Source organism: Methylopila jiangsuensis (assembly GCF_027922305.1).
GTDB lineage: Bacteria > Pseudomonadota > Alphaproteobacteria > Rhizobiales > Methylopilaceae > Methylopila > Methylopila jiangsuensis.
Genome location: NZ_BSFK01000005.1, coordinates 622,864 through 637,091 on the forward strand (window position 1 = coordinate 622,864; position 14,228 = coordinate 637,091).

Consider the following 14,228-nt stretch of genomic DNA (forward strand, 5'->3'; position numbering starts at 1 on the left):
CGGCGCAGGACGCCGGCCGGACTCACAGTCAGCCGCGCGGGAACTCCAGCCCCATTTCCCGGTAGCGCTCGGGATCGTCGCCCCAGTTCTCGCGCACCTTCACGAACAGGAACAGGTGCACGGTGGTCTCGGCGATCTCGGAAATTTCCTTGCGCGCCTGCATGGAGATGTCCTTCACCGTCTGGCCGCCCTTGCCGATGACGATGCGCTTCTGGCTCTCCCGCTCCACATAGATCGTCTGCTCCACGCGGGCGGAGCCGTCGGGCCGGACCTCCCACTTCTCGGTCTCCACGGTGGAGGCGTAGGGCAGTTCGTCGTGCAGGCGGGCGAACAGCTTCTCGCGGGTGATCTCCGCCGCGAGCGCCCGCAGCGGCAGGTCGGAGATGTCGTCGGCGGGATAGAGCCACGGCCCCGCCGGCATCTCCTCGGCGAAATAGGCGATCAGGTCCTGAACGCCGTCGCCGGTCAGCGCCGAGACCATGAACACGCGCTCGAACGGCGTGCGGGCGGCGGCCTCCTGCGCCAGCGCCAGCAGCGTGTCGCGGCGCACGGTGTCGATCTTGTTGAGGATCAGCACCTTGCGCCGGCCGGTTTCGCCGAGCTTGTCGAGGATCGCAAGGTTGTCGTCGTCGAGCCCTTTGCGGGCGTCGATCAGCAGGCCGACCAGATCCGCATCGCCGGCGCCGCCCCAGGCGGTGGTGACCATGGCTCGGTCGAGCCGCCGCTTGGGCGCGAAGATGCCGGGCGTGTCCACGAACACGATCTGCGCGTTGTCCGCGATCACCAGGCCGCGCACCAGCGCGCGGGTGGTTTGGACCTTGTGGCTGACGATGGAGACCTTGGCCCCGACCAGCGCGTTCAGCAGCGTGGACTTGCCGGCGTTCGGCGCGCCGACCAGCGCCACGAAGCCGCAGCGGGTTTCGCCTTCCGGCTGAACCACCTCGTGCGATGACGTGTCAGACATGCTCTCGTCCCTCGATCGCGACGCCCGCGCGCGCCAGCAGCGCCCGCGCCGCATCCTGCTCCGCCGCGCGCTTGGAACGGCCCGCGCCCAGTCCCTCGCCCAGCCCGTCCACCATCACTGCCACGCGGAAATGCGGGTTGTGGTCCGGACCCGAACGCTCGATTTCCTGATAGAGCGGCGTGGCGAGGCCCCGCCCCTGCGCCCATTCCTGCAGCTCGGTCTTGGCGTCCCGCAAGGGGCGCCGGGGCGCCAGCATGCGCGGCCGCCAGAACCGGTCCACCAGCGCCGCCGCTTTCTCATAGCCGCCGTCGAGATGGACGGCGCCGACCACCGCCTCGCACACGTCCGCCAGAATCGCGATCTTGCGCCGCCCGCCCGAGCCCTGCTCGCCGGGCCCGAGCCGGATGAAGGGCGCCAGATCCATGGCGCCGGCGACCTCCGCGCAGGCCTCCGCCCGCACCAGCTCCGCGAGGCGGCGCGAGAGTTCGCCCTCGTCGGAGGTGGGAAACGCCTCGATCAGCATGCTGGCGACCGCGAGCCCCAGCACCCGGTCGCCCAGAAACTCCAGCCGCTGGTAGCTGCCGAGCCGCCCCTCGGAGGAGGTGGCGGCGCTGATGTGGGTCAGCGCCCGTTCGAGCAGCGCGCGATCCGCGAAGACATGCCCGATCCGCGTCTCGACCTCCGCATGGGCGATCGCTCGCTTCCTCATCGCAACGACATGCCGATGCGGCCCCAGCGCACGGACCACGGCCACTGCCACACGGCCCAGGCCGGAGCCTTGTCGACGGAGAAGAACAGCACCTCGGCGCGTCCGACCAGATTTTCCATCGGCACGTAGCCCACCGCCGACTGCACGCGGCTGTCGGTGGAGTTGTCCCGGTTGTCGCCCATCATGAACAGATGGCCGTCCGGCACGGTGTAGACCGGCGTGTTGTCGAGGAAGCCGTTCTCCACGAGGTCCAGCACCTCGTAGGACACGCCGTTGTCCAGCGTCTCGCGGTAGCGGGGGATGCGGCGGGTCTGGCCGCCGGAGCCCTCGACGTAATCCTCGATGCGCTGCTTCGGCACCGCCTTCTCGTTGATGAACAGCACGCCGTCCATCATCTGGATGCGGTCGCCGGGCAGTCCGATCACGCGCTTGATGTAGTCGGTGGAATTGTCCGTCGGCAGCTTGAACACCACGACGTCGCCCCGCTTCGGCACGGAGCCGAAGATGCGCCCATGGCCGAGCGGCGGGCTGAAGGGCAGCGAATGGCGGCTGTAGCCGTAGGCGTATTTGGAGACGAACAGGTAGTCGCCCACCAGCAGCGTCTTCTCCATCGAGCTCGACGGGATGTTGAACGGCTGGAACAGCACCGTGCGGATGGCGACCGCGATCAGCAGCGCCTGCACGACGATCTTGATGATCTCGACAAACCCGCCGTCGGCGCCCTGCTTCTTGTCGGTGGTCACGCTCATCGCTTTTCCGTCTGGGGCGGCCGCGGGCCGGATCGGTGGCCGTGATACTCTCCAGCGCCGCAAACGGCAATCGACGCCCAAAGGTTCAGGCGCCGGCTCACGCGACCGGCTCCGCGCTGATGACCACGAAGGCGACCGCGAGCGGCGGCTCGTCGCTCAGCGACACGGTGAGACGCGCGGCGTGGCCGGGCGGCGTCAGGCGCTCAAGCGTCTCGCGCGCCGCGCCGGTGAGCGCCAGCGCCGGCCGGCCGGCGGCGTCGTTCTCGACGCCGATCTCCCGCCAGGCCGCATGCTGGCCGAATCCGCAGCCGAGCGCCTTGGCGCAGGCCTCCTTGGCGGCGAAGCGCTTGGCGTAGGCCGCGGCGGGCGCCTTGTGCGCCTGCGCCCTCGCCCGCTCGGTCTCCGTGAACACGCGCTCAAGGAAGCGTTCGCCGAACCGCTCGATGGAACGCTCGATGCGGCGGATGTCGCAGAGATCGGTGCCGACGCCCAGGATCACGCCGCGCGCGCCTCCCGCCCTTCGGCCATGGCGGCCTTCATGAGGCGGATGGTCTCCGGCAGCCCGACGGCGATGGCCTCGCCGATCAGGAAATGGCCTATGTTGAACTCCGCGATCTCCGGCAGCGCGGCGAGCGTCCGCGCGGAGGCGTAATCGAGCCCGTGGCCCGCATGCACCTCGAGCCCGAGCCGGGCCGCAAGCCGGGCGCCGGCGGCGAGCCGGGCGAACTCCCGCGCCGCCTCGCCGTGCGCGCCGGCCACAAGAGCCTCGCACCACGTGCCGGTGTGCAGCTCCACGACCGCGGCGCCCAGCAGCGCGGACTGCTCCAGCGCGGCCTCGTCGGCCTCCACGAACAGCGAGACGCGCACGCCCTCGGCGGCGAGCTCCTTCACCACAGGCGCGATCGCGGCCTTCTGGCCGACCACGTCGAGCCCGCCTTCGGTGGTGCGCTCCTCGCGCTTCTCGGGCACGAGGCAGGCCGCGTGCGGCTTCACCCGGAGCGCGATCGCAAGCATTTCGGGCGTCGCCGCCATCTCGAGATTGAGCGGACGGTCCACCTCGGCGCGCAGCCGGTCGATGTCCGCGTCCCGGATGTGGCGGCGGTCCTCGCGCAGATGCGCCGTGATTCCGTCCGCGCCCGCCTCCGCCGCGAGCTTCGCGAAGCGCACGGGATCGGGATGGGCGCCGCCGCGGGCGTTCCGCACGGTCGCGACGTGGTCGATGTTGACCCCGAGCCTGATCAGTCCCGCCATATCGAACTCTTCTTCAGCCATTGACGCGCTGGACGTTGCTCACCACCGGCGCCTGGCGCAAGTCGGCGATGATGGCGCCCAGATGCTTCACGTCATACACGCCGAGATCGAACACGATGTCGTGGAAGTCCGGCGAGCGCGAGATCATGCGCACGTCGTCGATGTTCGCCTCATAGGCGCCGATGATCTGGGTGATGCGGGCCAGCGACCCCGGCTCGTTGATGGAGGTCACCACGATGCGGACGGGGAAGCGCTCGCGCTTCGCCAGATCCACGTCCCAGCGCACGTCCAGCCAGCGTTCGGGATGGTCGTCGTGCTCCTTCAGCGCCGGAGACTGGATCGGGTAGATGGTGATGCCCTGCCCCGGATCGAGAATGCCGACGATGCGGTCGCCCGGCACGGCGCCGCCGTCGGGGGCGAAGCGCACGGGCAGATCGCCGCGCAGGCCGCGGATCGGAATCGAGGGCTGGGGCCCGTCCGCGGGCTCCACGCCGGGCGCCTTGAAGCGCAGCGCGCCCGCATGCTCCAGTCCGAACCAGCCGTTGGCCGGCGCCGGCAGCCCGAGCGAGGTCTGGGGCCGCTCGTCCTGCACCTCCGGGTACACCGCGCGCACCACGTCGAGCGAATGCATCTCGCCGCGCCCGACCGCCGCCAGCACGTCGTCGATGCTGACGCGCGCCAGCCGGTGCAGCGACATCTTCAGCTTTTCGTCGGTGAACGCCTTGCCGTTGCGCTCGAAGGCGCGCTGGACGATCTGGCGGCCGAGGCCGGCGTACTGCGCCCGCACCGCGGCGCGGGTGGCGCGCCGGATCGCCGCGCGGGCCTTGCCGGTGACCACCACCGCCTCCCAGGCGGCGGGCGGCGTCTGGGCGTCGGAGCGGATGATCTCCACTTCGTCGCCGTTCTTCAGCTCCACCACCAGCGATTCGGTCTTGCCGTTGATCTTCGCGCCGACGCAGCCGTTGCCCACATTGGTGTGGACGGCGTAGGCGAAGTCGATCGGCGTCGCGCCACGGGGCAGCGCGATCAGGCGGCCCTTGGGCGTGAAGCAGAACACCTGATCGTTGAACAGCTCGAGCTTGGTGTGCTCGAGGAACTCCTCCGGATTGTCGCCCTCCGCCAGCAGCTCCACCGTGCGCCGCAGCCAGCCGTAGGCGCGGCTCTCCCGCGCCAGCGCGTCGTTGTTGCCGCCGAGTCCGTCCTTGTAGAGCGCGTGCGCCGCGATGCCGTATTCGGCGAAGCGCTGCATGGCCTCGGTGCGGATCTGCAGCTCCACGCGCTGGTGGCCCGGCCCCACGATGGTGGTGTGGAGCGAGCGGTAGTCGTTCTCCTTCGGCGTGGAGATGTAGTCCTTGAACCGGCCCGGCACCGTGGGCCAGCCGGAATGCAGCACGCCGAGCGCCCGGTAGCAGTTCGGCACGTCGGGCGCGATGACGCGGAAGCCGAAGATGTCGGACAGCTGCTCGAACGCGACCGACTTGCGCTCCATCTTGCGCCAGATCGAATAGGGCTTCTTGGCCCGGCCGGTGATCTGCACGTCCATGCCGGCGGCGGCGAAGCGCTCCTCGAAGGCGCGCTGGATGTCGGCGATGGAGTCGACGCTGCGCTCGCGCAGGGCGTTCAGCCGGTCGACGATGGTGGCGTAGGCGTCCGGGTAGAGGGTGCGGAAGCAGATATCGTCCAGCTCGTCGCGCATGCCCTGCATGCCCATGCGGCCCGCGAGCGGGGCGTAAAGCTCCACGGTCTCCTGCGCGATTCGGGCGCGCTTGGCCGGCGGCACGAAATGCAGCGTGCGCATGTTGTGCAGCCGGTCGGCGAGCTTCACCAGCAGCACCCGCACGTCGTCGGCGATGGCGAGCAGCAGCTTGCGCAGGTTCTCCGCCTGCGCCGCCTCCTTGGTGACGAGATCGAGCTTCTTGAGCTTGGTCAGCCCGTCCACCAGCGCGCCGATCTGGCGGCCAAACAGCGCGTCCAGCTCGTCGCGGGTGGCGTCGGTGTCCTCGATCGTGTCGTGCAGCAGCGCCGCGACGATGGTGGCGTCGTCGAGCCGCAGCTCGGTGAGAATCGCCGCCACCTCCAGCGGATGGGAGAAATAGGGATCGCCCGAGGCGCGCTTCTGCGCGCCGTGCGCCTTCATGGCGTAGACGTAGCCGCGGTTCAGCAACGCCTCGTCAGCGTTGGGATTGTAGGCTTTGACGCGCTCGACGAGCTCGTACTGCCGCATCATGTCAAGGCACGCCGGACGCTGGAGAACGGGAGGGCGGCGGAGACCGCCGCGGAACCGTTCCAGATATCGTTGCGTTCGGCGCCGCGCACAAGTTCGCGAAAGCCACAAAGCAAAAGCGCCGCAGGGCCTTGGCCGCCGCGGCGCTCGTCAGACATGCGGAACGGGTTGCGACGCGAAGGCGTCACTCCTCGTCGTCGGTCTCCGCCGGCGGCACGAGGCCTTCAAGGCCGCGCAGCAGGTCCTCTTCCGTCATGCGGTCGAAGCTGACGTTGCCGTCGTCGTCGGAGGAGGCGGAGCCCGCCAGCGCCGGAACCGTCTCGGCCTCCGGCTCGTCCACTTCCACGTACTTCTGCAGCGAGTGGATCAGGTCTTCCTTCAGATCCTCGGGCTGCACGGTCTCGTCCGCGATCTCGCGCAGCGCGACGACCGGGTTCTTGTCGTTGTCGCGATCAACGGTGATCGGCGAGCCGGAGGCGATCAGGCGGGCGCGATGGCCGGCGAGCAGCACGAGCTCGAACCGGTTATCGACCTTGTCGATGCAATCTTCGACGGTGACGCGGGCCATGGGGCGTCCGCTCCTCTCTCCACGACAAAGTTCAGGATTGAACGCGGTCTTTACCGCGAGGCCGCTCCTGTGGCAAGGACCGTGACAGGCGCGACATCCGGCGGGGGTTTTCTCCGTCCGGCGGCGCAGGCCCAAGCCCCCCTCTTTTCCCGACCAACGCCTTTTCGGAAAGCGCACATCCCCATGTTCTATTCGGACGAACGCCTCGGCCTGTTCATCGACGGCGCGAATCTCTACGCCACCGCCCGCGGCGTCGGCTTCGACATCGACTTCCGCCGCCTGCTCCGCGAGTTCCAGGGCCGCGGCTACCTGATCCGCGCCTATTACTACACCGCGCTCGCCGAAGACGTGGAGGTCTCCACCATCCGGCCGCTGATCGACTGGCTCGACTACAACGGCTACACGGTCGTGACCAAGCCGATCAAGGAGTTCACGGACAGCCAGGGCCGCCGCAAGGTCAAGGGCAACCTGGACATTGAGCTCGCCATCGACGCGCTGGAGATGGCCGAGCACATCGACCACATGGTGCTGTTCTCCGGCGACGGCGACTTCACCCCGCTGGTGGCCGCCATGCAGCGGCGCGGCGTGCGCGTGACCGTGGTCTCCACCGTCACCACCCAGCCGGCGATGATCGCCGACGACTTGCGCCGCCGGGCCGACCATTTCCTCGATCTCGCCGACCTCAACGCCAAGGTCGGCCGCGACCCGTCCGAGCGCGCGGCGCGCGAGGCCCGCCGCCAGGCGGCGATCGACACCACGCCCCAGCCGTGAGCGCGGCGCCGGCGGCCGAGCCGTCGCGCGACTGCCCGGCCTGCCCGCGTCTGGTCGCGTTCCGGGAGGAGCAGCGGGCGGCCCGCCCCGCATGGTGGAACGCGCCGGTCCCCTCCTTCGGGCCGCAGGCGCCGCGGCTGCTGATCGTGGGCCTCGCGCCGGGCCTTCAGGGGGCGAACCGGACGGGGCGCCCCTTCACCGGCGACTGGGCGGGCGACCTGCTCTACGCCACGCTGCTGAAGTTCGGCTTCGCGGACGGCGTCTATGACGAGCGGCCCGACGACGGCCTGACGCTGGTCGGCGCCCGCATCACCAACGCGGTGCGCTGCGTGCCGCCGCAGAACAAGCCCACGGGGCCGGAGATCGCGACCTGCCGGCCCTACCTCGAAAGCGAACTTGCGGCGCTTGGGGAACGCTCGGCGGTGGTGGCGCTCGGCCGCATCGCCCATGACAGCGTGTGCCGCGCGCTGTCCTTACGCCTCGCGGCCGCGCCCTTCGGCCACGGCGCCCGCCACCCGGCAGGCGCCCTGACGCTGTTCGACAGCTACCATTGCTCCCGCTACAACACGAACACGGGCGTGCTGACCACGGAGATGTTCGAGGCGGTGTTCCGGGACGTGCGCGAGCATCTGGGCTGAGGCTAAAGCGCGGAAGCCCGGGGTTAAGCCGCGTTACTTGCAGTCGCTCGGCTTCAGGAACGTCAGCTCCTTCAGCTCGCCGTCCAGCACGAAGTCGCCGTAGTCGATCTTCATGGCCCGGCTGACGCCGTTCTCGTAGAGGTCGAAGCTCATGGCGTAGACCGGCGTCTGTTCGCCGCCCTCGTCGCGCTTGCCCTTCTCGAAGTAGCTGACCGAGACCGGCCAGCGCCTGGCGGCGCGCAGCTCCGGCCGCTTGGCGGCCTCCTCCACGTCCGCGGGTTCGCCCTCCAGCGGACGGCCGATCACCGCCAGGGTGTCGTAGCTCTTCTCGCCGGTCTCGGAGCCGTCATAGACCGGCGCCTCGATCAGGGTCTCGCCCTTTTCGGCGGCGGCGATGATGCGCTTCAGGTGCTCGGTCGGGAACAGCGTCCGTCCGTCGAACTCCTTCTCGCCCTTGTTCGGCTTCTTGAGCGTCACCCTGACCTCGTCGGCGGCGCGCTCGGCGCGGCCGTCGGTGTCCTTGTCGAGCTGCTGGTTCAGATAGTTCTGGGCGGTGAAGCGGAAGCTCTGGGCCTTGCCGTCCTCCCAGGTGGCGGCGCGCAGGTCCGAGACGTTGGTGTCGCCCTCACCGCTGCCGATCTCGGTCACCTGACGGAAGCTCAGCGCATAGCCGTCGCAGGCGTCGCCGGTGAACTCGTAGACGATGCGGCCGCGGATGCGGTCCACGCCGCTGGAGCCGCGCGTCTCCTTCAGCTTGAGCTCGTAGATCGCCCGGTGCGGCGCCAGCGCCGCGTCCGCCCATGCGGCGGGCATGGGGGCCAGCAGCGCGGCGGCCGCCGCGGAGGCGACCAGAACGGGCCGGAACGTCGCAGTCAGGGTCGTCGCCACAGTGTCGAGCCTCGCAATCAAACCTTCGGCGGTCATTGTGGCGCGCGTCCGCGTCGCGACGCAACGGCGTCCACGCGCCCATCATGCCGCGCAGCATGGCGGAAATGGGTCGCGGACGCTGGACCAATCTCCCGCTTGCCCGCGGGGAGCGCTTGCGCCACACCCCCATCCGTCGCCCGTTATTCAGGAGCCCCGCCCCATGGCCGGACCGATCGAAGCCAAGCTCGCCGAACTCGGCGTCACCCTGCCGACCCCCGCCGCGCCGGTCGCGAACTACGTGCCGGCGGTTGTGACTGGCGACCAGCTCTTCATCTCGGGCCAGCTTCCCATGGGCCCGGACGGCCTGTCGCTCACCGGCCGGCTCGGCGACGGCGTCTCCATCGAGGACGCGCAGGCGGCGGCGAAGCTCTGCGCCATCAACATCCTGGCCCAGGCCCGCGCCGCGCTGGGCGATCTGGAGCGCGTGGTCCGGGTGGTGAAGCTCGGCGCCTTCGTGGCCTCGACGCCGGAGTTCACGGACCACGCCAAGGTGGTGAACGGCGCCTCCGACTTCCTCGTGGCCGCGCTCGGCGACAGGGGCCGCCACGCCCGCTCCGCCGTCGGCGTCGCCGCGCTGCCGCTGGGCGCCGCGGTGGAGATCGACGCCGTGCTCGAGATCGCCTGACGCCATGCGCCCGCTCGACTGGCTGGTGGCGCGCCCGATCGCCCATCGCGGCCTGCACGACCGCGCCGCAGGCGTGATCGAGAACACGCCGAGCGCGGTGGCGGCCGCCGTCGAGCGGGGCTACGCCGTCGAGATCGACGTGCAGGGCTCGGCAGAGGGCGAGGCGGTGGTGTTTCACGACGCCACGCTGGAACGGCTGACCGAGGACAGCGGCGCGGTGGCCGAACGGCCGCTGGCGCGGCTGAGGGAGATCGCGCTGCGCGATTCGGCCGACCGCATCATGACGCTCGACGAGTGCATCGAGCTGGTGGGCGGCCGGGTTCCGCTGGTGATCGAGGTCAAGTCGTCCCGCTCCGGCGACACCCGCCTCGCCCGCCGGGTGGCGGAGATCGCGGGCAAACGCGGCGGCCCGCTCGCCATCAAGTCGTTCGATCCGCGCGCGCTGGTGCTCGCCCGCCAGCTCGCGCCGCACATTCCCCGCGGCGTGGTGGGCGAGGCCTTCTCCAACGCCGATCCGGCCTGGGCGCATCTCACCGGAGCGCAGCGCCTGTTCGCGCGCAACATCCTGCACTGGCGGGCGACGCGGCCCGACTTCCTGTCCTGGCATGTGCGCGATCTCGACCGCTTCGCGGTGCGCGCCGCGCGGCGCTCGGGCCGGCCGGTGATGACCTGGACGGTGCGCACGCCCGAGGACGTGGCGAAAGCCGCGAGCGGCGCCGACCAGATCGTGTTCGAGGGCTTCACGCCGAACGGCCCCGCGCCGACCCCCTTGGACGAAGGTCGCGAGGCCGGCTAGTTTCGGCGTCTCCGATCCACCGTCCCTGAGGGCGAATGGCCTCCGACCCCGCCTTTCGCGCCCGCATCGTCGAACGCATCGCCGAGATTTCGGCCGAGGACTGGAACGCCTGCGCGCGCGCGGGCGGCGCGGCGTACAACCCCTTCGTCGATCACCGCTTCCTGAAGGCGCTGGAGGACGCGGGCTGCGTCGGCGGCCGCAGCGGCTGGACGCCCTGCCATGTGGTTCTGGAGGACGACGACGGGCTCGCCGGCGTCGCGCCCTGCTACGTCAAGGGCCACAGCCAGGGCGAATACGTGTTCGACCACGCCTTCGCCGACGCCTATGAGCGCGCGGGCGGCGACTATTACCCCAAGCTGCAGGTGGCCGTGCCGTTCACGCCCGTGACCGGGCCTCGGCTGATGGCGGCGCCTGGTCGCGACCGCGCTCTGGCCCGCTCCGGCCTCGCCGCGGCGCTCCGGGGCCTGATGCGCCAGACGGAGACCTCGTCCGTCCACGTCACATTCACGACCGAAGAAGAACAGGAGGGACTCGCGGCGGGCGGCTTCCTGCCCCGCACCGACCGGCAGTTCCACTGGCGGAACGATGGCTACGGCTCCTATGACGACTTCCTGGCCACCCTCGCCTCCCGCAAGCGCAAGCAGCTCAAGCGGGAGCGGCGGGAAGCGCTGGCGGACGGGCTGACGGTGCGCCACGTCACCGGCGCCGACCTGACCGAGGCGGACTGGGACGCCTTCTTCGGCTTCTACATGGACACCGGCGCCCGCAAATGGGGCCGCCCCTATCTCAACCGCCGCTTCTTCAGCCTGATCGGGGAGACCATGCCGGAGGCCGCGCTCCTGGTGCTGGCGGAGGAGAACGGCCGCCCCATCGCCGGCGCGCTCAACTTCATCGGCGGCGACGCGCTGTACGGCCGCTACTGGGGCGCGGTCGAGGACCGGCCGTTCCTGCATTTCGAGCTCTGCTACCACCAGGCGATCGACGCGGCCATCGCCCGCGGGCTGCCGCGGGTGGAGGCCGGCGCCCAAGGGGAGCACAAGCTCGCCCGCGGCTATCTGCCGGAGATCACCCGTTCCGCCCATCTGTTCGCCGACGCCGGCCTGCAACGGGCGGTCGCGGACTACCTCGCGCGCGAGCGGAAGCATGTGGCGCAGGAGCGTCAGGCGTTAACCGAATCTTCGCCGTTCCGTCATGCGACCGAAGGCGGCGGCGACGACGCTTGACGTGGGGCGGCCGCGTCCGCATGCCTTTGGCCCCGGAAGCGGAGGAGGACCCGATGGCCGACTACGACAACGACAACGTCTTCGCCAAGATCCTGCGCGGCGACCTGCCGTGCCACAAGGTCTACGAGGACGACGCCGTAATCGCCATCATGGATGTGATGCCCCGCGCCGACGGCCATGTGCTGGTGATTCCCAAAGCGCCCTCGCGCAACATGCTCGACATCGCGCCGGAAACCATCGCGCCCCTGTTCGAGGCGGTGGCGAAACTCGCGTCAGCGGTGAAAGCCGCCTTCGGGGCGGAAGGCGTCACCATCCAGCAGTTCAACGAAAGCGCCGGCGGACAGGTGATCTTTCACACCCATGTCCATGTGCTGCCGCGCTTCACCGACGTGCCGCTGAAGCCCCACACCGGCCAGATGGAGAGCCCCGAGGTTCTGGCGCTGCACGCCGACAAGGTCCGCGCCGCGCTCGACGCCTGACGGCTCAGGCGCCCAGCGCCCACACCCCGCCGATGAGCGCGATCTCGCCGGCGAGGATGCCCGCCGCGAGCGAGCGGCGGGCGACGGCGTAGCCCACGACGCCGCAGCTCACCGCCGCGAGCCGCAGCCACAGCGGCGCGAGCGCCAGTTCGCCCGCGGGATAAAGCAGCAGCTTCGCCACAAGCGCCGCCACGAGCGCGGTCGCCACCATCCGCACCCAGGCGAACAGGCCGCTGTCCTCGTCGATCCGCGCCGAGAACAGCACGCCCAGAACGCGCCACAGGTCGTTGGCGAGGAACGCCAGCACCACTGCGAGCAGCAGGGTGGCGGGATCGAGCGCCGCGTGGCTCATGACGCGCGCTTCCGGCCCGCGACGCGTTCGATCGCGAAGGCGGCCGTGCCGCCGACCAGCCCCACCAGCAGCAGGTCGAATTTCGGCGTGAGCATCGTGAACAGCGGCGCGAGCACGAGGCCGAAGCCCAGCGCCAGCCGCTCGCCGAGCGTGCGCGAACTCCGCTCCAGCGACAGCAGGAAATAGAGCGGCGACAGCGCCAGAAGCCCGATGGAGAGCGCCGGCGGCAGCAGGCCCGCCGCCGCATGGCCCGCCGCCGTGGCGAGCGCGCTGCCGAAGGTGAGCATGTTGGACAGGCCGATGAAGAACGGCATGCGCGCCGGACGCGGCAGCATGGGCGTCAGCCGGAGCCCTTCGAACCAGGCCGTCACCGCCACGTAATGCGCCGCGAACAGCCGACCGGCGAAGGTGGTGCGCTCGGAGCGCAGCACTGGCAGGATCGACACCACCATCGGCAGCAACCGCACGCCGGACACCGACACGGCGAGCGTGGCGGCGGCGAGCCCCGCCCCGCTCGCCAGCGCGCCCGCGAGCACCACCTGCGCCGGCGCCGCCCAGACCAGGAGGGTGGAGAAGGTCGCGATCCACAGCGGCCAGCCGAAATCATGCGTCATGGCGCCGAAACCGAAGAACGAGCCGAACAGCACGATTCCTGGCGTGGACAGGCCGCCTTTCGCGCCCGCCCAGGCCCAGGCCAGATCGCTACGCTCCGCCCCGGCGCGCTCCGGCGACTCGTCGTGGTTGGGATCGGTCATGGGATCGCCGGCCCTGCTCTGCTGCGGCGCAAAAGCCGCCGCCAGCCCTTAACGCGGCGCGGACGCTTTCCACAAGGCGCGTTTTCCAGAGAAGCAGACCAAATTTGAGCGGGTGATCGCCACATGCGCCGGATGCGGCGGCTGGCGCCGGACGCAGGCTGGCGCACCGCAAACGCGGTTCTCGTTCGCAGGCTGGATGATGGACGCCGTCACGGCGGACATCGAGACCCTTTGCGCGGGCTTCGGGAAAGCCCAAAGGTCTCAACAGGTCGGCTGGTCGGAGTGGCAGGATTCGAACCTGCGACCCCCTCGTCCCGAACGAGGTGCGCTACCAGGCTGCGCTACACTCCGTGGCCGATGGCGGCCCTTATAGGAGGGACCGGGACGGCGCGCAAGCGCGCTCAACCCTCAAGGACGATTTTCCCCAGCCTGAGCGTCAAACCATCCGGAACCTTTGGCGCAGGCGAGACGTTCTAGGAGCGATCGCAACGCAAAAGCGCTGCATCTTCCGCCACTTGGCGAGGAGCACCGCTTTGTTGGGCGAACTTTTGGCATGGAGGACGTCACGCCCATGGCTCAGCAAGACCTTTCTGATTCCGCCGACGATCTGGCGGACGGCGTATCGGACGCTGGCCGAAAAGCCGGAGATGGCGCTCGCAGCGCGGGCGAAAGCGTCGCGGACACCGTGGAGCGGATCTCGGATCGAACGGAGCACGCGGTGCGCCGCGCCGGACGGCGTGGACAGCGCGCCTTCGACGAGGCCTCGGACGATCTAGAGGCGCGTTCCGAATCGCTTGAGCAGGCCATCCGGCGCAACCCGCTGGGCGCGGCCGCAGGCGCTCTGTTCGTGGGCTTCGTGATCGGCCGCTTCATGGCCTGACGCCACCACAGACGTCACGTCACACCTAAAACACAGAGGAGATGCACTCATGGTCGACAGCAACACCGTCAAGGGCGCCATCAAGGAAACCGTCGGCAAGGGCAAGGAAGCCGTGGGCAGGGCCACCGGCAACCACAAGCTCGAGGCCGAAGGCAAGGTGGAGCAGGTGGAAGGCAAGACCCAGAAGACCGTCGGCAAGGCCACCGAGGCCGTGAAATCCGCCGCTCGTCACTGACCGAAAACCGCATTCCGCGTGCGAAAGGCCCGGGCTCAGCCCGGGCCTTTCGTCGTTTCAGCCGCGCTCGATGCAGGAATCG

Annotated in this window: 18 protein-coding genes and 1 tRNA gene; 8 read left to right on the forward strand and 11 right to left on the reverse strand. The window is 69.9% G+C overall.

Annotation, left to right across the window (positions count from 1 at the left end; genetic code table 11):
• Positions 1–28 precede the first annotated feature (28 nt).
• The 7 genes from era to rpoZ all read right to left on the reverse strand — a co-directional run bounded on the left by era (position 29) and on the right by rpoZ (position 6,465).
• Complete coding sequence (era, locus tag PKE85_RS04425) at positions 29–964, reverse strand: GTPase Era (protein ID WP_271203570.1); 936 nt, start codon at positions 962–964, stop codon at positions 29–31.
• Entirely contained in the window at positions 957–1,673 is a 717-nt protein-coding gene (gene rnc / locus PKE85_RS04430) for a ribonuclease III (protein ID WP_271203571.1), read from the reverse strand. Before rnc ends, era begins: the two co-directional genes overlap by 8 nt.
• Positions 1,670–2,422, reverse strand: a complete 753-nt coding sequence (lepB, locus tag PKE85_RS04435; RefSeq protein WP_271203572.1) for a signal peptidase I — start codon at positions 2,420–2,422, stop codon at positions 1,670–1,672. The genes rnc and lepB overlap by 4 nt, the downstream gene beginning before the upstream one ends.
• Positions 2,423–2,519: 97 nt before the next feature.
• The gene (gene acpS, locus PKE85_RS04440) at positions 2,520–2,921 is read right to left on the reverse strand and encodes a holo-ACP synthase (protein WP_271203573.1); all 402 of its coding nucleotides are present in this window, start codon (positions 2,919–2,921) and stop codon (positions 2,520–2,522) included.
• Complete coding sequence (locus tag PKE85_RS04445) at positions 2,918–3,673, reverse strand: pyridoxine 5'-phosphate synthase (protein WP_271203574.1); 756 nt, start codon at positions 3,671–3,673, stop codon at positions 2,918–2,920. The genes acpS and PKE85_RS04445 overlap by 4 nt, the downstream gene beginning before the upstream one ends.
• 13 nt (positions 3,674–3,686) lie before the next feature.
• Positions 3,687–5,900, reverse strand: a complete 2,214-nt coding sequence (locus PKE85_RS04450) for a RelA/SpoT family protein (RefSeq protein WP_271203575.1) — start codon at positions 5,898–5,900, stop codon at positions 3,687–3,689.
• Between the two features lie 181 nt (positions 5,901–6,081).
• Positions 6,082–6,465 carry a DNA-directed RNA polymerase subunit omega gene (rpoZ, locus tag PKE85_RS04455; protein ID WP_271203576.1) on the reverse strand — a complete coding sequence of 128 codons (384 nt, stop codon included), beginning with the start codon at positions 6,463–6,465 and terminating at the stop codon, positions 6,082–6,084.
• A gap of 183 nt (positions 6,466–6,648) precedes the next feature.
• Here rpoZ and PKE85_RS04460 point away from each other — a divergent pair, with 183 nt between their 5' ends.
• Positions 6,649–7,236 (forward strand): LabA-like NYN domain-containing protein, encoded by a 588-nt coding sequence (locus PKE85_RS04460; protein ID WP_271203577.1) that lies wholly within the window; start codon positions 6,649–6,651, stop codon positions 7,234–7,236.
• Positions 7,233–7,874: a uracil-DNA glycosylase gene (locus PKE85_RS04465; protein ID WP_271203578.1), complete on the forward strand. Its 642-nt coding sequence runs from the start codon at positions 7,233–7,235 to the stop codon at positions 7,872–7,874. Before PKE85_RS04460 ends, PKE85_RS04465 begins: the two co-directional genes overlap by 4 nt.
• A 33-nt stretch (positions 7,875–7,907) precedes the next feature.
• Here the strand turns inward: PKE85_RS04465 and PKE85_RS04470 are convergent, their stop codons facing one another.
• A complete protein-coding gene (locus PKE85_RS04470; RefSeq protein ID WP_271203579.1) occupies positions 7,908–8,798 on the reverse strand; it encodes a cell envelope integrity EipB family protein in 891 nt (296 codons plus the stop codon).
• A gap of 163 nt (positions 8,799–8,961) precedes the next feature.
• On the opposite strand from PKE85_RS04470, the gene PKE85_RS04475 reads away from it, so the two are divergent.
• From PKE85_RS04475 to PKE85_RS04490, 4 genes are read left to right on the forward strand one after another with little or no spacing between them, the layout of a single operon-like run.
• Complete coding sequence (locus PKE85_RS04475) at positions 8,962–9,426, forward strand: RidA family protein (RefSeq protein WP_271203580.1); 465 nt, start codon at positions 8,962–8,964, stop codon at positions 9,424–9,426.
• A 4-nt stretch (positions 9,427–9,430) separates the two neighbouring features.
• Complete coding sequence (locus tag PKE85_RS04480) at positions 9,431–10,222, forward strand: glycerophosphodiester phosphodiesterase family protein (protein ID WP_271203581.1); 792 nt, start codon at positions 9,431–9,433, stop codon at positions 10,220–10,222.
• Between the two features lie 35 nt (positions 10,223–10,257).
• Positions 10,258–11,445 (forward strand): GNAT family N-acetyltransferase, encoded by a 1,188-nt coding sequence (locus tag PKE85_RS04485; RefSeq protein WP_271203582.1) that lies wholly within the window; start codon positions 10,258–10,260, stop codon positions 11,443–11,445.
• 53 nt (positions 11,446–11,498) lie between these two features.
• Positions 11,499–11,924, forward strand: a complete 426-nt coding sequence (locus PKE85_RS04490) for an HIT family protein (RefSeq protein WP_271203583.1) — start codon at positions 11,499–11,501, stop codon at positions 11,922–11,924.
• Positions 11,925–11,928: 4 nt separating this feature from the next.
• On the opposite strand, the gene PKE85_RS04495 is transcribed toward PKE85_RS04490, so the two are convergent.
• The 3 genes from PKE85_RS04495 to PKE85_RS04505 form a co-directional block, all read right to left on the reverse strand.
• Complete coding sequence (locus PKE85_RS04495) at positions 11,929–12,276, reverse strand: AzlD domain-containing protein (RefSeq protein ID WP_271203584.1); 348 nt, start codon at positions 12,274–12,276, stop codon at positions 11,929–11,931.
• Entirely contained in the window at positions 12,273–13,031 is a 759-nt protein-coding gene (locus tag PKE85_RS04500; protein WP_271203585.1) for an AzlC family ABC transporter permease, read from the reverse strand. Before PKE85_RS04500 ends, PKE85_RS04495 begins: the two co-directional genes overlap by 4 nt.
• Positions 13,032–13,305: 274 nt before the next feature.
• Positions 13,306–13,382 (reverse strand) — tRNA-Pro (locus PKE85_RS04505).
• A 202-nt stretch (positions 13,383–13,584) separates the two neighbouring features.
• Here PKE85_RS04505 and PKE85_RS04510 point away from each other — a divergent pair.
• Together PKE85_RS04510 and PKE85_RS04515 are read left to right on the forward strand one after the other, a co-directional pair.
• A complete protein-coding gene (locus PKE85_RS04510) occupies positions 13,585–13,911 on the forward strand; it encodes a hypothetical protein (RefSeq protein ID WP_271203586.1) in 327 nt (108 codons plus the stop codon).
• Positions 13,912–13,960: 49 nt separating this feature from the next.
• Positions 13,961–14,146, forward strand: coding sequence for a CsbD family protein (locus tag PKE85_RS04515; protein WP_271203587.1), 186 nt, complete (start codon positions 13,961–13,963; stop codon positions 14,144–14,146).
• Positions 14,147–14,228: the final 82 nt, after the last annotated feature.

What these genes read in the sequence shown, in the direction of transcription:
- PKE85_RS04480 (WP_271203581.1), top strand. Translation starts at nt 9,431, where the DNA reads ATGCGCCCGCTCGACTGGCTGGTGGCGCGCCCGATCGCCCATCGCGGC.
- PKE85_RS04450 (WP_271203575.1), bottom strand. Translation starts at nt 5,900, where the DNA reads ATGATGCGGCAGTACGAGCTCGTCGAGCGCGTCAAAGCCTACAATCCC.
- rnc (WP_271203571.1), bottom strand. Translation starts at nt 1,673, where the DNA reads ATGAGGAAGCGAGCGATCGCCCATGCGGAGGTCGAGACGCGGATCGGG.
- PKE85_RS04460 (WP_271203577.1), top strand. Translation starts at nt 6,649, where the DNA reads ATGTTCTATTCGGACGAACGCCTCGGCCTGTTCATCGACGGCGCGAAT.
- PKE85_RS04500 (WP_271203585.1), bottom strand. Translation starts at nt 13,031, where the DNA reads ATGACCGATCCCAACCACGACGAGTCGCCGGAGCGCGCCGGGGCGGAG.
- PKE85_RS04490 (WP_271203583.1), top strand. Translation starts at nt 11,499, where the DNA reads ATGGCCGACTACGACAACGACAACGTCTTCGCCAAGATCCTGCGCGGC.
- PKE85_RS04515 (WP_271203587.1), top strand. Translation starts at nt 13,961, where the DNA reads ATGGTCGACAGCAACACCGTCAAGGGCGCCATCAAGGAAACCGTCGGC.
- PKE85_RS04470 (WP_271203579.1), bottom strand. Translation starts at nt 8,798, where the DNA reads ATGACCGCCGAAGGTTTGATTGCGAGGCTCGACACTGTGGCGACGACC.
- rpoZ (WP_271203576.1), bottom strand. Translation starts at nt 6,465, where the DNA reads ATGGCCCGCGTCACCGTCGAAGATTGCATCGACAAGGTCGATAACCGG.
- PKE85_RS04445 (WP_271203574.1), bottom strand. Translation starts at nt 3,673, where the DNA reads ATGGCGGGACTGATCAGGCTCGGGGTCAACATCGACCACGTCGCGACC.
- era (WP_271203570.1), bottom strand. Translation starts at nt 964, where the DNA reads ATGTCTGACACGTCATCGCACGAGGTGGTTCAGCCGGAAGGCGAAACC.
- PKE85_RS04510 (WP_271203586.1), top strand. Translation starts at nt 13,585, where the DNA reads ATGGAGGACGTCACGCCCATGGCTCAGCAAGACCTTTCTGATTCCGCC.
- PKE85_RS04475 (WP_271203580.1), top strand. Translation starts at nt 8,962, where the DNA reads ATGGCCGGACCGATCGAAGCCAAGCTCGCCGAACTCGGCGTCACCCTG.
- lepB (WP_271203572.1), bottom strand. Translation starts at nt 2,422, where the DNA reads ATGAGCGTGACCACCGACAAGAAGCAGGGCGCCGACGGCGGGTTTGTC.
- PKE85_RS04495 (WP_271203584.1), bottom strand. Translation starts at nt 12,276, where the DNA reads ATGAGCCACGCGGCGCTCGATCCCGCCACCCTGCTGCTCGCAGTGGTG.
- PKE85_RS04485 (WP_271203582.1), top strand. Translation starts at nt 10,258, where the DNA reads ATGGCCTCCGACCCCGCCTTTCGCGCCCGCATCGTCGAACGCATCGCC.